Here is a 19,438-nt window from a genome sequence, read left to right on the forward strand (position 1 = left end):
GTAGAATATGATATTTACGGAAAAGTACGTAAGTTTGAAGGACGTTCTTTAACAGATTGTCCTTTTAGATACCAAGGGCAGTACGAGGATGTAGAAACGGGACTTTATTATAATAGATTTAGGTATTACTCGCCTGATAGCGGAACTTATATATCTCAGGATCCAATTGGACTTGATGGGGGAATATCAAATCATTACTCTTATTCAAGCGATTCAAATAAACTTATAGATATATTCGGATTAAGTTCAAATTCTGCTTTACTAGGAAGTAACTTAGGTCCTTCTCCTGGATCTAATCATGATGCACGCCATATTGTAATGACAGGAACTAAGAACCCTAAGATGAACTCATTAGTAGATCAAATGAAAACTCATGGAATTGATCCAGATGGTAAGCAAAATGGAATATGGCTAGCTAGAACTGATGCAGATAAAATACCAGGGGTTTCGCCAAATACTTCTCATAAACAGGACGGATTACATGGAAATGCATATAAAGATGAATTGTTTGATAGATTAGATGGTAAGAATAAGAAAGATTTTAAGAAGGAAATGGGCAAAATCAAGCAAGAATTAAAAGCAGGTAGAACTTGGGATACTGCTACCCCTAAAAAACTAGGAAAAACTTGTCGATGATTAAACAGGAATACAAAAAGATTGTTGAAATTTTTGAACAACATGAGAAATCCTTCATAGAAAGGAAAGAAAAAATGAATACTATTCCATTTTCAAAAACGAATTGGAGTAACTCATATTTAGATTTTACTACATATGAGTCAATAATTAACCAATTAAAACCTCCTGAAGTTTTTGAAAAAGAAAAAATGGCATCAATTAAAAATCACTATGTTAATGATAAATTGATTTATAGTTTTAATAAAGAAAATGAGAACTGGGGAAGTGTTTTTGTTGACTACGACAACGATAATACTAAATGGTTATTATTTTCTGAAAATTATGATGATGAAATGGTTTTACAGCAATTAAAAACAGCTTATTATCAGAATAATAGAATTATAAAAAAGATATTTTATTTATCGGATAAAGATGCAGAGGAAGAGACTTTAATGGTTGATTTATTCAATTATAATAAAGATGGTAAATTAGACTCTATAATTAGGAATGGTTTTTATGAAATGAAAGCTACCGTTTTACCTGAAAGAAAAATATCTTTTGAGTATGGCAATTCAAAAGTTAAGATTTATTCAACTCAAGAAATTGCTGGCGATGTAAAAAAGCAACTGATTTATAAAGGTAAAGAGTGTTAATGCATACGCAGATACAGGTACTTATATATCCCAAGACCCGATTGGGTTAGGCTCTGGGCAACCCAACTTTTATAGTTACTGTTGGGATAGTAATTCACAATTAGACGTATTTGGTTTATATAATGGAGAAGGTGTAAGGGATTTGGATGCTTATAATTCATTTCATAATCATCAATTACAGCCAAATGAGTATACTAAACCTGATAAATATCATTTCTCTAAATCTAATGAGTCATTACACAATAAGTTCCAAAGACATCCTGAGTATGCTGCGAAAATGGAGAAAAATTATCCTGGAATTCAAAAACATGTAGCACCAACTAGAAGAGGGACATTCAGAAGTACTTCACCAAAAGGAACAACATGGCATCATGCTACTACCGCTCAAACTGGTGGTAAAAAGGGTGTTTTACAACTGGTAGATATGAAAGACCACTCAAAGTATCATAAAATTTATCATCCAGAGGATATCGGAGGGAGAAATCAATGGGGCGGTGGTACAGGCTGTCGTTAATGTTTTAAATATAATATCAAATATGAGTGAACCTATTATTCCTATAAAAAAGATTGGAGAAGAAAATTGGATAGAAAAACTAACTGATTTCTTGGAAGAATATGATGTAGAAGTTGAATCATTGGATTTTAATTTTGATATCAAGCTACCAAAAGAAATCCGTGATTACTACGAAAATTTTGGAGGAATCGACAGTAGTGATTTTATGTATAATTTATATAAACCTGAGAAATTTGTAAAACTTATTGAATCTGACTGGAGCTTTTTAAAAGAAAATTTTCAAGATAAAGAGCTTGAAAAGTTTATCGTTTTTTCTGAAAGCCCGAGTAATGACCCTGTTTGTTTGAATTTAGAAGACTTTTCTATTCATTTCTTTTCTCATGATCCTTTTAAAAGTTTGAAAATTTTTGAAAACTTCAATCAATATTTAAGGTATGAAATTATTGAAATACAGAAGTTAATGGGTGATGTTGAATTTAGTAAAGAAGAAGAAATAAATTTTCAAAAACAAAATTTAAATGGAATCGATATTGATTTTGATTTTAGGTATATGAAATTTTGTTAAGTAAATCTGATTGCGCGAAAATGTTTTCCATGCCTATGTGGCAGATAAAGATATGCAAGCCCCGCTAGCGCTCGTTTGCAACTAGTGCCGTACGGATTAAGAAACAACAAACTAAGAGATATCTAAACATTTAGATAGCTTTTGTATTTTTTGGTAAAGCACGATTGCCTGCTTTGTTTGGGACGGCAACGTACCGCTACAGGAATGGGGCTGTACTATAAAAATCTTATCGTTCATTCCAGGTCATTAAGTTAATGATTACTAAAAAAATAAGGTTCTATTTTTCTAATAGCACATAATTAAAGAATATCCCATTAATTTACAATACGTTAGCTCTTAAAAACATAATAATTTGTAAGATAAACATATCGTTTTTCTTAACGCCAAAATGTAAAAATGAATTAGGTGAATAAATTCATACTTAAAAAAGTAAATATTTTTTAATTGAAATGCAACCTTTTACTTTTACAATTGTCTTTATAATAAGAACATAACTAAAATTTAAGAAAACAACCAAAGAATCGTAATTACTTAATTGGAAACTATAGTCCAAAATACACACAAAGAGCTTGTTGAAAAAAGCAAGCTTGGCGATAGAAACTCACAATACAAATTGTACGAGTTATATGTAGATGCTATGTATTCTATAAGTATGCGTACGGTTGGCATTAAGGAAGATGCTGAAGATGTAGTACAAGACAGTTTTATAGATGCTTTTAAAAAAATTAACAGTTTTAAATATGAAAGTTCTTTTGGAGCATGGTTAAAAAGAATAGTAATTAATAAAAGTATAAATCATTTAAAAGTTAAGCGTATTTCCTTAACACCTATAGAGGATCATGAATATCATTTAAAAGAGGAAACTCCAGAACCTATAGAAAAAATAGATTTGATAAAAGTAAAACTAGGAATAGAAAAATTGCCACAAGGTTATAAGCAAATAATATGTCTGTACTTAATTGAAGGTTATGATCATAATGAAATTGGAGAAATTTTAGAAATAAGTACCTCCACTTCTAAATCGCAATACCATAGAGCAAAAAAGAAATTAATTGAAATTATTAAAGGGTTATGATGGATAATTTTGAAAAACATATACGGGAGAACAAAGACTTTTTTAATGATAAAAAGGCCGATAAAAATAAGTTGTGGGATGCTATATCTAAAGAATTAGATGCTACAGAACCTAAAAAAGTTATTCCGTTATGGAGGTCTACAGGTTTTAAAATAGCAGCTAGTATCATTTTAGTTTTAGGGCTCTTAACTATAGCTGGCCCATTTTTATTACAACCAAATAACGCAAGTATAGAAACTAGTTATGCAAATAAAGAAGTTTTAGATATAGAAATTCATTATAAAAGCCTGGTAGAGCACCAAGTAAAATTAGTGCAAGAACACCCCGCTTTATCTAACGAAGACAAAAAAGAATTTTTATCCTTTATGCAAGATTTAGATAATGAGTATGATGAACTAAAAATTGAAATGAAGAAAAATTTAGACAATGAGCGTATACTAGAAGCACTTATTGGTAATTATAAAAAAAGAATTGAATTAATAGAGAATTTACTTAAACAAATAAATTCTTCAAAAAAAATAAACGAGGATTATGGTTATACATTATAAAAAACTATTGCTGTTCTTAATGGCTATTGTTTTAAACTTTAGCCTACATGCACAAAATAAAATTTCTAAAAAAATAGAAAAAACTTTTCCTATGACAAATTCAGGAAAGCTTTATCTAGAAAATAACTATGGAGATATTTCTGTTCAAGGATGGAGCAAAGAGAGTCTCGTTATTAAAATGGAAATAGAAGTAACGCATAAAAAAAGTGAGAATGCAAAAAATCTTATTGATAGAATAGGTACTTCTATAAATGAAAATAAAGATTATATCATTTTTAAAACTGCAATAGCAGAAAAAAGTACAGGCTTTTTTGCTAAATATTGGAGCAAAGCTAACCCCTTTGATTATGATAAAAGTAATTTAAAAATTAATTATAAGGTATATCTGCCAAAAAATGCTGAATTAGATATTACTAATAAGTTCGGAGATGTTATAGTAGAAGATTGGACCGGTAAGTTTAAAACAGATATACAGCATGGAGATTTATGGCTTAATGGTAATTTGAATTTTGCAGACATTACCATGAAATATGGAAAAATTAAAGCAGAGACTATTAACTATGGTAATATTCGGATAAAAAACGGAAAGTTCATTGTTGAAAATGCTGAAGATTTAAGAATTAATAGTTCTGGCTCCACCTTAAATATTGAAACTATAAAAGCCCTTGAACTATATTCTAGTAAAGATGAAATAAAAATAGATGTCATAAATAAAATTAAAGGAGACATTAAATTTACAGGTATAGATGTTAATAGTTTAAAGAATGAAGTGAATTTAACTCTTAAAATAGCGGACTTAAACATTAATGAAATACGCACTCAAAAGCCTTTCATAAAATTAAATCAAGAATCATCAGAAATCAATATTAACGTCGTAGATACTTCTCTAAAATTCCATGCTACATTAGAAGAAGGTCTTTTACGTTTACCTAAGTCTTTTAGCAATGTTACTTCCGATGTCATACATAAAGGCAATAGAATTAGAAAAATTAATGCAACCTACGGGAAAGAGCAATTAGGGAGTATATCTATACAAGGAAAAAAAGGGCTCATTTTAATCAAAGACAACTAAAATTAACAGCTGTTAATGTAACAATATGATTAATAAAAAGTCTACTAAATAGCAATCAAAAAAAACAAAAAATGAAAAATCAAAATTTAGTATTAATTATAATCCTACTTGGCTTTAACTTTATAAGCACAGCTCAAGAAGAAGGAGATTATATAGAGTTTAATGATCGTAAAAATGTAGTTCATGGTGTTTATCTAGGTGTTTCCGTGCATCTTGGCGAAATGGACAATAAAGATACTTTTTTGCCAAGTTTTAAAGTGGCTTATGTTGCGAATAGGAAAGTAGAAGTAGGTTTTGTTGGTACATTTTTTTATTCTCAACAAAATTATTTTAATGCTATTGAAGGAATTAATGAAGACATAATAGGAGCCTATGGCGGTTTGCATATAGAACCAATTCTATTTAGCAAATCTATGATCAATTTATCATTTCCACTATTAGTTGGTGGAGGTGGCTTAGGGGTTATTGACTCTGATTTTGATTTTGAGAATCAGGAAGCAAAAAAGAGTGATTATAGAGAATCAGATGCTTTTGCTGTAGTAGAACCCGGTGTTAACTTCTTATTTAATGTAAATCGCTATTTACAACTTGAAGCTGGTATTAAATATCGCTTTTCAAGTAAAACTAATTTAGAACCTGCAACCTTAAAAAGAATAAATGGTTTTTCGGCAGGAATTGGAATAAAAGTTGGTGTATTTAACATGGGAAGAAATCGTTACAAAAAGAAGCTATAATGTGGTTTAAAAACAAACAAAGAAAAGGAATAAAAACACAAGCCGTTTTTGTTAAAAATAATCAAGTTTTTTTCAGAAAAAACAAGAAAAATGCTATTAATGACGAAGAATGGCAACCTGTAGCAATTCAATGGGTTTCTGTTTAAATATAGCATTCAAGAAACATTGTAAAAGTGGCTTCATAAAAAAGCAAAAATGTATTACTACTCCATGTAATATTGGCCTTTACTACCTATAGTAAAGCACAAAAAAACTAAAATCATATTGAATATAATGATGGTAATAATGCATCTCATTGTTTTTATTTATGAGGCACTGTAATACTTAGAAAAAATTGTAAACATTAATATAAGTTCATCTATAATCAATCAAAAAAAAAAATCATGCAAAATCAAAAAAGAAAACATCTACCTTATTTACAACTTTTATCAATTGTTGTTATTCTAATTTCGCTTATATCTTGTGATCACCACATTATTAAAGCATCGGATGAAATTGAAACTAAAGAATATAACTTTTCCAATTTTACATCTATAGAAATAGCGAATGATTTTAATGCATATGTACATTTTACCGATGCAGAAGAATCTGTAGAAATAGAGGCGAATAGCAATATTTTTAAGGCAATTAAAATAGAACAAGATGGGAGTAAACTAATTGTTAAACTGAAAAACTTTGTAACCATTCATGGTAAAGAAACTCTGAATGTATATATTTCTGCAAAAGAAATTAAAAAGTTTAAAGTTTCTACCGATGCCAAAATTGAATTAGAAAATACTTTAGTAACAGATAAGGCAAGCATAGAAGCCTTTGCTGATGGTTCTTTTAAAGGTGAAGTAATGGTCAATGATCTAACCTTAAAATTAACAGCTGACTCTAAAGCAGATTTGTTTGGAACTGCGAAACATGTTAAAGCAAAACTTTCTGCAGATTGTGAGTTAAGAGATTATGATCTAGAAATAGAAGATTTAGAGTTAAATTTACTAGCAGATTCAAGAGCCTATTTAACAGTTTCTAATACCATTGATATTGAAGCTAAAGCCGGAAGTAAATTTTATTATAAAGGAGATGCTGTTATAACACGTGAAAGAGTAAACAGCGGGTCTAAAATTATAAAAAAGGAGTAATATTATCCGTAAAAAGTAACGGGCTTCTAATAGAAATAAAACATTAGAAGTCCCTTATTTATATAGTCCCAACCAATTTTATAACTTCTATTAAAAAACAAAATTAATAACTTTTTATAAAATAATATTATTTAAAAAATCCAAAACCCCTTATTGAACGTATTCATGTGTAACTAATAATTAAATTATACTTATACCGCATGATTCGGTTTATAAAAAAAGACTCTTTAATATTCCCTTTTTTGTTATTATTATTTGGAGCAATAGGCACAAACAATGCTCAAGATAACCTTTCTTACACGGGGCAATACCAAATTAATGCTTATAAAGGTAAGGCTTCATTTAATTATTATTTAAAGGACGTAGATACTATTTTTCATGGAAATTTTAAAATGCAGCGTTCTAATTTAAATGCATTATTAAAGGAAGAAGACTCTACATTTTTTTTCAAAGGTAATTTCACTGATAATTTACCAAATGGTCCATGGGTTTTCCAATTTGGCAAATTCCAATCCAATAAAAATACCGAAGTTGTTAATTTACAGTATAAAATTGATATAAGTGGTGTACAAAAAGAGGCAAAAGGAGTTTTATATCAAGGAAAACCAGATGGCAAATGGGACATAGTTGTAAATAATATTTCTGAATCTAAAATTGCCAACACTCTTTTTAAAAGTAGCATTTTTTTTAATAGAGGAATTCCTCAAAAGAGTTTTCAGATTAAGAATAATGAAGGTGTTCTAGTAGGTAGGTTTCTAAGAGATGGTTTGGCTCATGATGAATGGGTTAACTATACAAACGACAACCCCGAAACTTGGTTTTTTAAAAATGGAATTTTAGAAAAAATCGCAGTTGATTATAATGGAAATTTACAAGATTTCCCAGTATTTAAAGCATCTATTCCTAACAGCAAAGTAATTAATTTGGATGCTAAGTATCTCAGTATTATTTGCATACAAAATCCTAACCTTTCTAATTCTATTGCTTTTAAAGAAGGAATTCAAAGTTTGTTAAAAGAAAATAGTCTATATTTTAATGAAATTAACACCATCCTAAATGCAATAGGAGAATCAACTTTTTCTCCAAAATTTAAAGTTAAAGTCCCTTATTATCCTTTAAATAAAAAAGACCGCTCCATATTAGATAGTATTGCATCTACTTATTCTACCGGCGAAAAATTAAACCAAGCTTTATTGAACGATACACAATTAAACATTTTAAAAGTATCCGATGAAGAAACCAACAGTTTATATAATCAATTAGAAAATATAAATACCAACACAATAATTCCTGTTGGCTTACTAATAGAAAATTATTCTAAAGGTATATTAGAATATGTAGAACTAAATAAGTTGATTTCTCAATTATGGCCCGACGGATTTGGTACAAATAGTAAAAATAATCTAGAAGATTTAAACTCCTATTTTATGCAAAACTATAGTGCTATACAAACTATTAAAGAAAAATTAGATGCTAAACTTCATGATATAAAAAGAGCGGATGAGTTTGAGAATATTGAAAAAGTCATGATTAAACAAATCAATAACCTACAAAATGTAATTGATTCGGTAAATAACCAAATTCCAGAAAAGCATACCAACGCTTTATCTAAAATTAAGACTTTTGCGGAAAGTAAACTTAGTGGCTATTCTAAAACTACGGATTTAGATAAGAAATTAGAGATAGGTCGCCACCTTGTAGATTGTTTTGAAAATTTGATAGCATTAGAAAATGGAGTATTGCAACTCTCTACACAGCAAGATACTATAACCGAATTATATAAAGACCAAGTTTGGAATCCTTTTATGTCTAATCTAATGACAGAGGGGGTTAAGAAAAGAATTATTTCGGCATATTCCAAAGTAATTATTCCTCATTTATTAGAACAAACCTCAGTCAATTTAGATTGCGAAAAAGCCAAATCTATCTCGCTTTTATATACTACTACATATCAGCGTATGTTACAATTAAGAGAAGAAGACACTCGAAAACTAGAACGTAAAATAAAGAAAACAGAAGATCCAATTAAGGTTATGCGCTTATTACATATAATAAAAGAGGTTTCCGAAAAATGAAAAAATTAAAACTAATCATTATTGGAGCACTTTTCTTCTTTAACGTACCTTTATTTAGTCAATATGGAGAAGAATTACCAGAAGAATCTTATTACAAAGAGCCCAAAACTAAATTATGGGTAAATACCTATGGGAAAATAAGAATTTCTAAACGATTATACTGGGATGCCCAGACACATTTTCGCTTTCAAGAAACAGAAGATACACCATTCATAGGGCAAGTTGCACAAATATACAACCGCCATGCTTTAGGGTATATATACTCTAAAAAAGTAAATTTTAGTTTAGGAGGCGTTCTAAGACTAAATTTAAATACCAATAAGGAACAAGATATTAATGATAGAAGTTTAGTGCCAGAATGGAGAATTTGGCACCAATACCAGTTTGCTCAACCGGTATACAGAGCAATGGTTTATCATCGTTTACGTATTGAACACCGATGGACACAAGGGTTCGAGAATAATAGCGAGTATATTTTTAGAAATAGATGGCGTTATTTATTTAGAGCAAAAATTCCTTTAAACCATCATAAACTTAAACCTAAAACACTTTATATAGCTCCAGAATCCGAATTAATTATGCAAAGCGGAAAAGCCGTTGTAGGGAGTGTTATGGAGGACCTTAGACTTACTACTACTCTTGGATATATTTTAACACCCAGACTTACCATTGCTGCAGGTGGAATGTATTCCATGGGCCAATCTTTAGAAAATGCCGGAAAATTTAAGCAGGCTTTTACTCTAAGATTCCATATGTATTACTCCCCTGATTTTAGAAAAGTAAAAAATAAACTCCCGGCGATACACTTTAATGATTAATTTATAATGTATTATGAAAGCAAACAAGGCAAACATTAGCATATATATAGTATTAATAGGAGCATTAGGTTTGGCTGTATATTATGGAATAAAAGCAAATTCTCTTGATAATCAATTAAAAAAAATAACAACACAGCAGAAAAAAGTAGAACAAACTATTGCTACAAATAAAGCCTTAGTACAAATTGATTCCATGCTGCTCCAGGATAATTATTCTGGCGTTAAAAATGCTTTTAAAAAGCAAAATTTAGAATTGGGATCTCTAGATAAAAGTAGCTTACAATTACGTTTAGAAGTTGTAAATAAGTTTGAAGCTTTAAAGGAAAATTTACAAAATAATATTTCTCTTACAAATACACCTAAAACTTTGGATAGTACAGATATTTCTAAAAGTACTTTATTAAATAATATTAGGACTATAGATTCCCTACGTTTTGCTTTAGAAAAAAGACAAGTACAAATTTCTAGATTAAAACAACGCATAGCGTCTAAAGCCACAAGCAAATATTTAACCTTTAAAAGTGCTAAAGGTAGTGATGTACATTACGTAGGAGCCGTACAAAATAATAAAGCTAATGGCGCAGGCTTAGCCCTCTTAAGTACCGGTAGTCGGTACGAAGGTGAATGGAAAGATAATAAATACCACGGCCAAGGAACTTTCTTTTGGGCAGACGGCGAATATTACATAGGTAACTACGAGTATAACAAAAGAACAGGTAAAGGAATCTATCATTGGCCCAATGGCGATAAATATGTAGGAAATTGGAATAAAGACCAACGCTCAGGCAAAGGCATTTTCTATAGCCATGACGGTAAAGTAATCAATGGTATATGGAAAAAAGATAAATTAGTAGAATCTATTAAAAATAAATAACTACTTTTCTCTACTTTTTAAAACCTTTTCTATATCCTTTAATGTAAAACCTTTAGCTTGTAGTAGCATTAAATAATGAAATAGTAAATCTGCACTTTCATTCAAGAACAAATCATCATCATTATCTTTTGCTTCAATAACCACTTCAACAGCTTCTTCCCCTACTTTTTGCGCTAGTTTATTAATTCCTTTTTCAAACAGAGAAGCCACATAAGATTTTGTACCATCGGAGCTAGTTCTCCTCTCCTCTATGGTTTTTTCTAATTTACTTAAAAACCCAAAATTAGATATGTTTTTTTCATTCCAACAAGTATCTGTTCCTTTATGACATGTAGGTCCTATTGGGTTTACAGAAATTAATAAAGTATCACTATCACAATCAATCTTAATATCGAGTAGGCTTAAAAAATTGCCACTTTCCTCCCCTTTGGTCCATAATCTGTTCTTAGTTCTACTATAAAAAGTTACTTTTTTAGTTTCAATTGTTTTGGTATAAGCCTCTTCATTCATATAACCCAACATTAATACATTTTTTGTAATGGCATCCTGTATAATTGCAGGTACTAAACCGTCGTTACTTTTATTAAAATCTATATTCATTTTTTATTAATTTAAACGAAGTAAACTTATTGGAAAACCAAGTGTTTTTTCTTCTCTTATTATTTTAAAACCAAATTTTTGATACAACTTTATATTATACTCTGATACTGTATCTAAAACAACAGGTTTTTTATTTCTTTTGTAAGTTGTCATTACTTTTAATACCAATCTTGCCGCAGAACCACTACCATAAGCTTCTTTTAAAGCTCCCATGATTACGGGCTTTATATGATTCTCTTCTGGATAAAACTCTTTAACTAATTTTTGTCTCTTTAACACGTTAAAAATATTTCTAATTCCGATGCATTTAAATAGCAATTGAATATCCAAAAAAATAGTTCGCAACGTAATTTTTTCTTTTTCGGAAAAAGAAAGCAATAAACATGCATTCTTATTTTGAGATAAATATACCTCTCCAAAGAGTAAAGATTTTTCAAATAGATAACCCATAAGAGCTTTCATTCTCTCAATTCTGTTTTCATCATTTTTAACAATAAAGTTTATAGAATTATCTTCTTCTAAATCCTTAAAAGCAGAAACTAAAATTCTAACTACTAACTCTTTATGTTCTTTCGTAGCCTTAATCAAAATTTATAATCTTACCGGAATTCCTTCCTTTTTTAATTGACGTTTTAAATCTACAATTTCTATTTCTTTAAAATGAAAAACACTTGCTGCTAATGCAGCATCTGCTTTACCTTCTATAAAAGTATCTGTAAAATGCTGCATAGTACCCGCGCCCCCCGAAGCTATTATAGGAATATTCAATTCAGTAGATAAACGGGCCAGTGCTTTATTGGCAAAACCATCTTTTGTTCCATCATTATTCATAGATGTAAATAAAATTTCGCCAGCCCCCCTTTGCTCTACTTCTTTAGCCCAAGCAAATAGATTAAGCTCCGTAGGTACTTTCCCTCCTACTAAATGAACTACCCATTCACCATTTATTTGTTTAGCATCAATTGCAACCACAATACATTGCGAGCCAAATTTGGCAACTAAATCATTAATCAATTGTGGGTTTTTTACTGCTGAAGAATTTATAGATACCTTATCTGCTCCATTTTGCAAAAGTATATCAACATCTTCAATAGACGAGATTCCTCCTCCGACAGTAAAAGGAATATTCACTTTTTCCCCAACGTGGTACACCAATTCGGCTAAGGTTTTTCTACGTTCCTCGGTTGCTGATATATCTAAAAAAACCAATTCATCAGCTCCTGCTTCTGCATATATTTCTGCTAATTCTACAGGGTCTCCGGCATCACGTAAATCAATAAAATTGATTCCTTTAACGGTTCTTCCGTTTTTGATATCTAAACAAGGAATTATTCTTTTAGTAAGCATTTCTTTAATAGTATTTGTGTGGAATTAATTAGAAATAATAAAATTCTCTAGCTGCTTTAAACTTATTCTATTTTCATAAATTGCTTTTCCAATGATAGTGCCTTCACAGCCTATTTCTTTCAATTTAGGTAATTCATCGAAAGTAGAAATACCTCCACTTGCAATTAGTTTTAAACCTGGTTTAGATTGCTCTAATATTTTTTTATACAATGCAAAAGATGGACCTTCTAACATACCATCCTTACTAATATCTGTACATATTACATAACTTATGCCTGCTTTTTGATATTCCTGTATAAAAGGCACTAATTCTTCTTTAGATTCTTCTAACCAACCAGAAACGGCAACTTTTTCATCCATGGCATCTGCCCCAAGAATAATTTTATTTGCTCCGTATGTGGAAATCCATTGGGTAAATGTTTTGGTATCCTTCACAGCAATGCTTCCTCCTGTTATTTGATTAGCACCACTCTCAAATGCTATGCGCAAATCATCATCGGTCTTTAAACCACCTCCAAAATCAATTTTTAGTCTTGTTTTAGATGCAATTTGATCTAAAATCTTATGGTTTACAATATGCTTAGACTTTGCACCATCTAAATCTACTAAATGCAAGTACTCTATTCCGTGTGCCTCAAATTCTTTAGCTACCTCTAAAGGGTTTTCATTATATACTTTTTTTGTATTATAATCCCCTTTAGAAAGGCGTACACATTGCCCTTCTATAATATCTATTGCCGGTATTATTCTCATTCTAAATTTTGTTTATCCATGGACATCCATAACGGAGAGTCTCCTATTGTTTTAAATCCATATTTAATATAAAGCTCTTGCGCATCTTTAGTTTTTAGAGCTACAGTGCTTAAATTTTTAATTATTTTATTATTAAGTATGAAAGAAATTAACCGTTTTCCAATACCTTTTCTTTGATATTTTTCATCAATAATAACATCCATAATGTATCCAAAAAAAGTATAATCGGTAACTACTCTGGCAAAACCGATTTGAACTTTTTCATCTGTATATACCCCAAAACATAATGAATTTTCTATTGTGCTTTTTACCTCTTCCAAAGTTCTTCCTTTTCCCCAATAAGAAATTGCACTTATATAATTATGAATGAAATGTACATTCAATAATTCTTTGTTAGTAGATATATTATAGGATATTATACTCATTACATTTTTAAAAAATTGCGTAATATTTGCTCACCTATCTTACTACTTTTTTCAGGATGAAATTGAGTTCCGTAGAAATTATCTTTTTGCAAAGCGGCACTATAATTAACACCATAACCCGAAACTGCAATAGTTTCTTCACAAACTGGAGCATAAAAACTATGTACCATGTAAATATGTGATTTTTCAGGAATACTAGAAAAGAGAGTAGATTTAAGACTAGAAATTTCATTCCACCCTATTTGAGGAACTTTTACGTCTTTTGTAAATTTTACAACATTTACATCAAAGATACCTAAACCTTTCGTTTTTCCTTCCTCGGAGCTATTACACATTAACTGCATACCCAAACAAATACCTAAAACTGGTTGCTTTAAATTGGGGACTAAAGTATCTAAACCGCTTTCTCTTAGTTTACTCATAGCACTACTAGCCTCTCCTACTCCAGGAAAAATAACCTTATCGGCAGATTTTATTTCTGCAACGTCATCTGTTAATATTGCATCATATCCTAAACGTTTAATGGCAAACTTTATACTCTGAATATTTCCGGCTCCGTAATTTATAATTACTATTTTCATTTTTATTTAAGTAGTTAAGGAGTTAAGAATATAAGTAGTTAAAAAATAGCTACTTCTTAATTCTTGACCTCTTAATTATAACAATCCTTTAGTACTTGGTAAAAACATTTTGTTAGCATCTCTTTTAACTGCCATTTTCATTGCTTTTGCAAAAGCTTTAAAAATTCCTTCTATTTTATGATGCTCATTAACGCCTTCCGCCTTTATATTTAAATTACATTTAGCTCCATCGGTAAAAGACTTAAACAAATGGAAAAACATTTCAGTTGGCATTTTTCCTATCATTTCTCTCTTAAACTCGGCATCCCATTCCAACCAATTACGACCTCCAAAATCAACGGCAACTTGTGCCAAACAATCATCCATTGGTAGGCAAAAACCATAGCGTTCTATTCCAAGTTTGTTTCCAAGTGTTTTATTAAATAATTCACCCAAGGCTATCATGGTATCCTCAATTGTATGATGCTCATCTACATGTAAATCGCCATCTACTTTTACTGTTAAATCCATTGATCCATGTCTGCCTATCTGGTCTAACATATGGTCAAAAAAGTCGAGCCCTGTACTAATGTCATTTTTTCCAGAACCATCTAAATTTAATTTAATATATATTTTGGTTTCATTAGTATTACGAGTAATCTCCGCGACTCTATCCTCTAACTTTAAAAACTCGTAAATTGCTGCCCAATCGGTAGATGTTAGTGCTATAACATCTAGAATACTCCTTTTATCGGCTTCTATCTCATCTGCGCCTAATTCTGGGTCTTCTGATAAAAATATTCCTTTAGCACCTAGGTTCTTAGCCAATTCCATATCTGTAATACGGTCTCCTAAAACAAAGGAGTTTTGCAAATCGTATTCTTCGGTATTAAAATACTTGGTTAATAGACCCGTTCTTGGTTTCCGAGTTTCCGCATTTTCATGAGGAAAACTTTTATCTATATGAACATCTTTAAAAACCACTCCTTCTTTTTCAAAAGCAGAAATTACTTTATTCTGCGCAGGCCAAAAGGTATTTTCTGGGAAAGAATCGGTACCTAGACCATCTTGATTGGTAACCATAACCAACTCATAATCTAGCTCACTAGCAATTTTGGCCATGTATTGAAATACCTTTGGATAGAACTCTAACTTTTCTAAACTATCTAATTGATAATCTACAGGTGGTTCTAATACCAAAGTTCCATCGCGGTCTATAAAAAGTACTTTTTTCATTTTATACTAAATCTTTTAAAGCTTTAATCAATACTATATTCTCTTCTCTGGTGCCAATAGTTAAACGTAACGTGCTAGAACATCCATGCTGAGTACTTCTATTACGAACTACTATTCCTTTAGCTATTAGTTCTTTATATCTTTTATCCGCATCATCAAACTTCGCCAAAACAAAATTTGCATCGGAAGGGTATATTGTAGTTATGCAATCTATTTTCTGCAGTTGACTAACAACAAACTCTCTACCTTCAAGCAATCTTTCTATTTTTTCTTGAATTAAAGGCAAATTTTCCAATTTACTAAGTGCTTTTCTTTGCGTTAATGAGTTTATATTATACGGTAATTTTAAGCGATTTAAAATCTCTATAATTTCTTTGGATGCATAGCACATTCCTAAACGTATACCTGCTAAACCGTATGCCTTAGATAAGGTTTGAATAATAATTAAATTAGGAAAATCATTCAATCTTTTAGTCCAACTTGGTTTACTGCTAAAGTCTATATAAGCCTCATCAATAACCACCAATCCTTTAAATTGGTTTAATAATTGTTCTATTTTATCCGTATCAATTGAATTGCCTGTTGGATTGTTAGGACTACATATAAAAAGCATTTTGGTATTGGCATTACTAGCTTCTAAAATACGATCTATATTGGGCTGAAAGTCTTCCGACAATTCAATCTTTTGTAATTCTATATCACTAATATTGGCTTGAACTTCATACATTCCAAATGTGGGTGGTAACACAATTACGTTATCTTCTCTTGGTTGGCAAAAAGCATTAAAAAACAAATTAATTAGTTCATCGCTACCATTACCTAAAAGAATATTCTCTACTGGAACATCTTTAATTTCCGAAACTCTAGCTCTTAATTTACGATGTTGCGGGTCCGGATACCTGTTTAATCCATTCTCGAATGGGCTTTCATTAGCATCTAATAACATCATTTTTTCTCCGTTCCCTTGAAATTCACCTCTGGCAGAAGAATATGCTTTTAATTTTCGAATGTTTGGTCTTACAAGACTATCTAAATTGAAATTACTCATTTCTCTATTCTAAACTTTTTAAACGTAATGTTACAGCATTTTTATGTGCCTGTAACCCTTCTGCTTCTGCCATTAATTCAATAGCCTTTCCTATTTCTTTAATACCATTAGATGATATTTTTTGAAAAGTCATGCTTTTCATAAAACTATCTAAATTTACACCACTATATTGTTTGGCATAACCGTTAGTAGGTAATGTATGGTTTGTTCCAGATGCATAATCGCCAGCACTTTCTGGAGTATAATTACCAATGAATACAGAACCTGCATTCTTAATTTGATTTAAAAATATATCTTCATTAGAAACACATAGAATATAATGTTCCGGACCATATTCATTGATTAAATCTATTGCAGTTTGGTTTTCTTCTACAAAAATTAATTTACTATTAGCAATAGCTTTTTCTGCAATATCCCTTCGTGGTAAATTCTTAATCTGCTTTGTTATTTCACTCTCTACTTTTAATATAAACTCTTTAGAAGTAGAAACTAAAATTACTTGACTATCTACACCATGTTCTGCCTGACTCAATAAATCTGATGCTACAAATGCAGCATTTGCAGAATCGTCTGCCATTACTAAAAGTTCACTAGGACCAGCAGGCATATCTATAGCTACCCCATGTTTAGTAGCTATTTGCTTTGCTACAGTTACATATTGATTTCCCGGTCCAAATATTTTGTACACTTGCGGAATCGTTTCTGTTCCAAAAGTCATCCCTGCAATAGCCTGAATACCACCTACTTTAAAAACTTTTGTAACACCACATAAATTTGCTGTATATAAAATTGCTGGGTTTACCTTACCTTCTTTATCTGGCGGTGTGCATAATATTACTTCTTCGCAACCCGCAATATTCGCTGGTATTGCTAACATTAAAATTGTAGAAAATAAGGGTGCTGTTCCTCCGGGAATGTACAAACCAACTTTTTGTATAGGTCGCTTTTCTTGCCAACATTGTACACCATTTGTAGTCTCTACTTCTACTCTACTAGTTTTTTGAGCTGCATGAAAAACCTCTATATTGGTTTTTGCTAATTGAATGGCTTTTTTTAAATCTTCAGGGATAGATGCTATAGCCGAAGAAATTTCTTCTTGAGATACTATATTAGAATTTAAATCTACACCATCAAACTTTTGGGTGTATTTGGCTAAAATAGCATCACCACCCTTTTGCACTTCCCCAAAAATACTATTTACAGTACCTTCTATATCTGCCACCGTTTGTGTTGGTCGCATTAGAATGGTTTTCCAATCTTTATTATTTGGATTATATATTTTATTCATTTTTCCTATCAAAAACGTTTCTCATATGGTATCCTTCTGCAACATACCCTTGGTCTTCCCAAAATTGAATACCTCTTTTATTATCAACATAACAGTTTATTTCACTACTATTACATCCTATGTCCTTAGCATGGTTTGCTATCCAATCTAACATTAATTTGCCTACTCCCATACTACGATATTCTTTACTAATAAAAACATTATCTGCCTCTATATGTTTACCTACATAAAACTTATTAAGAATCCAAAAACCACAAATACCAATCAACTTACAACCATCATAAACGCCAATACATTGGTAGTTTAACTTAATCATTTCGGATAGCCTTTCTTTTAAAGTAACTTCTGAAACTTTACCATTATTCAGCAGAAATATCATTGGAATTATCGTATCCAATTCATTTTCGGGAATTACTATAATTCTTAAATTCTTTTCCATAGTCCATAAAAAACTATAAGACCATTTTTTCAATAGGGCAAACTAATAAACCTTCTGCACCCGCTTGTTTAAGCTCGTCTATAACTTCCCAAAACTTATTTTTATTAATTACAGTATGTACAGAACTCCATCCTTCTTCCGCTAATGGCAGTACCGTAGGACTTCGCATACCAGGTAATAAAGATATAATTTCTTCTAGTTTTTCATTAGGAGCATTTAAAAGAACATATTTAGACTGCCTTGCTGTTAATACGGCCTGTATTCTGAATTGTAATTTTTTAAGTATTTCTTTGCGTTCTTCAGAAATTTTAGGAGATACAGCCAATACAGCTTCACTCTTTAACATAACCTCCACTTCTTTTAAGCCATTTTTAAACAAAGTACTACCACTAGAAACAATGTCACAAATACCATCTGCCAAACCTATATTTGGAGCAATTTCTACAGAACCATTAATTATATGAATATCTGCCTGAACTCCTTTTTCTTTTAAATACCCTTTAACAGTATTTGGATAAGAGGTTGCTATGCGTTTTCCTTCAAAATAATTTACAGATGTATATTCCACATCTTTGGGTACGGCCAAAGAAACTTTACATGTAGAAAAACCTAGTTTTACGTCAAAACCTATTCCTTCTCCTTTTTCAATTAGTACATTTTCTCCAATAATAGCTATATCTACAACACCATCTTTTAGGTATTGCGGAATGTCTCCATTTCTCAAATAAAATACTTCCATTGGAAAATTCCTAGCAGAAGCTTTTAATTGGTCTTTTCCGTTATCAATTGATATTCCGCAATTTTTTAATATCTCAATGGAATCTTGATTAAGACGCCCGGACTTCTGAATTGCAATTCTAATTTTAGTCATTCCTTTTTTTTATTTTGTTTGGAAATCAAAGGGATTTAAAAACAAAACCCGCTTGATTTCTCAAACGGGTTATATATATTTAGTTTACACAATACATTATCACCTCGCTTGAAAGCCAGTATGAAAATGATGATGTGTATTTGTATTCCTCATGATAGTGTAAAAGTAAAATTTATTTTAATCTGAAAAAATTAAAAATCA

Annotated in this window: 24 protein-coding genes; 13 read left to right on the forward strand and 11 right to left on the reverse strand. The window is 30.7% G+C overall.

The features are described from left to right. The 13 genes from Q0856_RS15370 to Q0856_RS15430 all read left to right on the forward strand — a co-directional run. The coding region (locus Q0856_RS15370; RefSeq protein WP_298506448.1) for an RHS repeat-associated core domain-containing protein at positions 1–636 on the forward strand (636 nt) is incomplete at its 5' end. Continuing rightward, positions 633–1,268 (forward strand): hypothetical protein, encoded by a 636-nt coding sequence (locus tag Q0856_RS15375; protein ID WP_298506449.1) that lies wholly within the window; start codon positions 633–635, stop codon positions 1,266–1,268. The genes Q0856_RS15370 and Q0856_RS15375, both read left to right, overlap by 4 nt. A 142-nt stretch (positions 1,269–1,410) precedes the next feature. Then, a complete protein-coding gene (locus Q0856_RS15380; protein WP_298506451.1) occupies positions 1,411–1,782 on the forward strand; it encodes an HNH endonuclease in 372 nt (123 codons plus the stop codon). 22 nt (positions 1,783–1,804) lie between these two features. Beyond that, a complete protein-coding gene (locus Q0856_RS15385) occupies positions 1,805–2,347 on the forward strand; it encodes an SMI1/KNR4 family protein (protein WP_298506453.1) in 543 nt (180 codons plus the stop codon). Between the two features lie 535 nt (positions 2,348–2,882). Beyond that, positions 2,883–3,422 carry an RNA polymerase sigma factor gene (locus Q0856_RS15390; RefSeq protein ID WP_298506456.1) on the forward strand — a complete coding sequence of 180 codons (540 nt, stop codon included), beginning with the start codon at positions 2,883–2,885 and terminating at the stop codon, positions 3,420–3,422. Then, positions 3,419–3,970, forward strand: a complete 552-nt coding sequence (locus tag Q0856_RS15395) for a hypothetical protein (RefSeq protein ID WP_298506476.1) — start codon at positions 3,419–3,421, stop codon at positions 3,968–3,970. Before Q0856_RS15390 ends, Q0856_RS15395 begins: the two co-directional genes overlap by 4 nt. A 91-nt stretch (positions 3,971–4,061) precedes the next feature. Next, on the forward strand, positions 4,062–5,042 hold the full coding sequence (locus Q0856_RS15400) for a hypothetical protein (RefSeq protein WP_298506479.1): 981 nt from the start codon (positions 4,062–4,064) through the stop codon (positions 5,040–5,042). Between the two features lie 71 nt (positions 5,043–5,113). After that, positions 5,114–5,776, forward strand: coding sequence for a hypothetical protein (locus Q0856_RS15405; RefSeq protein WP_298480214.1), 663 nt, complete (start codon positions 5,114–5,116; stop codon positions 5,774–5,776). Then, entirely contained in the window at positions 5,776–5,922 is a 147-nt protein-coding gene (locus Q0856_RS15410; protein WP_298506481.1) for a hypothetical protein, read from the forward strand. Before Q0856_RS15405 ends, Q0856_RS15410 begins: the two co-directional genes overlap by 1 nt. A 237-nt stretch (positions 5,923–6,159) precedes the next feature. Further along, entirely contained in the window at positions 6,160–6,903 is a 744-nt protein-coding gene (locus tag Q0856_RS15415; RefSeq protein WP_298506483.1) for a head GIN domain-containing protein, read from the forward strand. Between the two features lie 200 nt (positions 6,904–7,103). Continuing rightward, positions 7,104–8,978 (forward strand): hypothetical protein, encoded by a 1,875-nt coding sequence (locus tag Q0856_RS15420; protein WP_298506486.1) that lies wholly within the window; start codon positions 7,104–7,106, stop codon positions 8,976–8,978. After that, positions 8,975–9,796 (forward strand): DUF2490 domain-containing protein, encoded by an 822-nt coding sequence (locus Q0856_RS15425; protein ID WP_298480202.1) that lies wholly within the window; start codon positions 8,975–8,977, stop codon positions 9,794–9,796. The genes Q0856_RS15420 and Q0856_RS15425 overlap by 4 nt, the downstream gene beginning before the upstream one ends. Before the next feature lie 13 nt (positions 9,797–9,809). Further along, positions 9,810–10,670, forward strand: coding sequence for a hypothetical protein (locus Q0856_RS15430; protein ID WP_298506487.1), 861 nt, complete (start codon positions 9,810–9,812; stop codon positions 10,668–10,670). Here the strand turns inward: Q0856_RS15430 and hisIE are convergent, their stop codons facing one another. The 11 genes from hisIE to hisG all read right to left on the reverse strand — a co-directional run bounded on the left by hisIE (position 10,671) and on the right by hisG (position 19,237). Next, positions 10,671–11,270 carry a bifunctional phosphoribosyl-AMP cyclohydrolase/phosphoribosyl-ATP diphosphatase HisIE gene (hisIE, locus tag Q0856_RS15435; protein WP_298506489.1) on the reverse strand — a complete coding sequence of 200 codons (600 nt, stop codon included), beginning with the start codon at positions 11,268–11,270 and terminating at the stop codon, positions 10,671–10,673. Positions 11,271–11,276: 6 nt separating this feature from the next. Beyond that, on the reverse strand, positions 11,277–11,858 hold the full coding sequence (locus Q0856_RS15440; protein WP_298506491.1) for a GNAT family N-acetyltransferase: 582 nt from the start codon (positions 11,856–11,858) through the stop codon (positions 11,277–11,279). A gap of 3 nt (positions 11,859–11,861) precedes the next feature. Beyond that, on the reverse strand, positions 11,862–12,617 hold the full coding sequence (hisF, locus tag Q0856_RS15445; RefSeq protein ID WP_298480190.1) for an imidazole glycerol phosphate synthase subunit HisF: 756 nt from the start codon (positions 12,615–12,617) through the stop codon (positions 11,862–11,864). Between the two features lie 24 nt (positions 12,618–12,641). Then, positions 12,642–13,370: a 1-(5-phosphoribosyl)-5-[(5-phosphoribosylamino)methylideneamino]imidazole-4-carboxamide isomerase gene (gene hisA, locus Q0856_RS15450; RefSeq protein ID WP_298506494.1), complete on the reverse strand. Its 729-nt coding sequence runs from the start codon at positions 13,368–13,370 to the stop codon at positions 12,642–12,644. Then, complete coding sequence (locus tag Q0856_RS15455; RefSeq protein ID WP_298506497.1) at positions 13,367–13,795, reverse strand: GNAT family N-acetyltransferase; 429 nt, start codon at positions 13,793–13,795, stop codon at positions 13,367–13,369. The genes hisA and Q0856_RS15455 overlap by 4 nt, the downstream gene beginning before the upstream one ends. Further along, positions 13,795–14,376, reverse strand: a complete 582-nt coding sequence (hisH, locus tag Q0856_RS15460) for an imidazole glycerol phosphate synthase subunit HisH (RefSeq protein ID WP_298506500.1) — start codon at positions 14,374–14,376, stop codon at positions 13,795–13,797. The genes Q0856_RS15455 and hisH overlap by 1 nt, the downstream gene beginning before the upstream one ends. 75 nt (positions 14,377–14,451) lie before the next feature. After that, the gene (gene hisB / locus Q0856_RS15465; RefSeq protein WP_298506503.1) at positions 14,452–15,591 is read right to left on the reverse strand and encodes a bifunctional histidinol-phosphatase/imidazoleglycerol-phosphate dehydratase HisB; all 1,140 of its coding nucleotides are present in this window, start codon (positions 15,589–15,591) and stop codon (positions 14,452–14,454) included. Position 15,592: 1 nt separating this feature from the next. Next, positions 15,593–16,639 carry a histidinol-phosphate transaminase gene (hisC, locus tag Q0856_RS15470; protein WP_298480173.1) on the reverse strand — a complete coding sequence of 349 codons (1,047 nt, stop codon included), beginning with the start codon at positions 16,637–16,639 and terminating at the stop codon, positions 15,593–15,595. Positions 16,640–16,643: 4 nt separating this feature from the next. After that, on the reverse strand, positions 16,644–17,927 hold the full coding sequence (hisD, locus tag Q0856_RS15475) for a histidinol dehydrogenase (RefSeq protein ID WP_298506506.1): 1,284 nt from the start codon (positions 17,925–17,927) through the stop codon (positions 16,644–16,646). Further along, positions 17,920–18,366 carry a GNAT family N-acetyltransferase gene (locus Q0856_RS15480; protein ID WP_298506508.1) on the reverse strand — a complete coding sequence of 149 codons (447 nt, stop codon included), beginning with the start codon at positions 18,364–18,366 and terminating at the stop codon, positions 17,920–17,922. Before Q0856_RS15480 ends, hisD begins: the two co-directional genes overlap by 8 nt. Positions 18,367–18,379: 13 nt before the next feature. After that, the gene (hisG, locus tag Q0856_RS15485; RefSeq protein ID WP_298506511.1) at positions 18,380–19,237 is read right to left on the reverse strand and encodes an ATP phosphoribosyltransferase; all 858 of its coding nucleotides are present in this window, start codon (positions 19,235–19,237) and stop codon (positions 18,380–18,382) included. Positions 19,238–19,438 lie beyond the last annotated feature (201 nt).

The sequence above is a fragment of the uncultured Maribacter sp. genome, from assembly GCF_947496775.1.
Lineage (GTDB): Bacteria > Bacteroidota > Bacteroidia > Flavobacteriales > Flavobacteriaceae > Maribacter_B.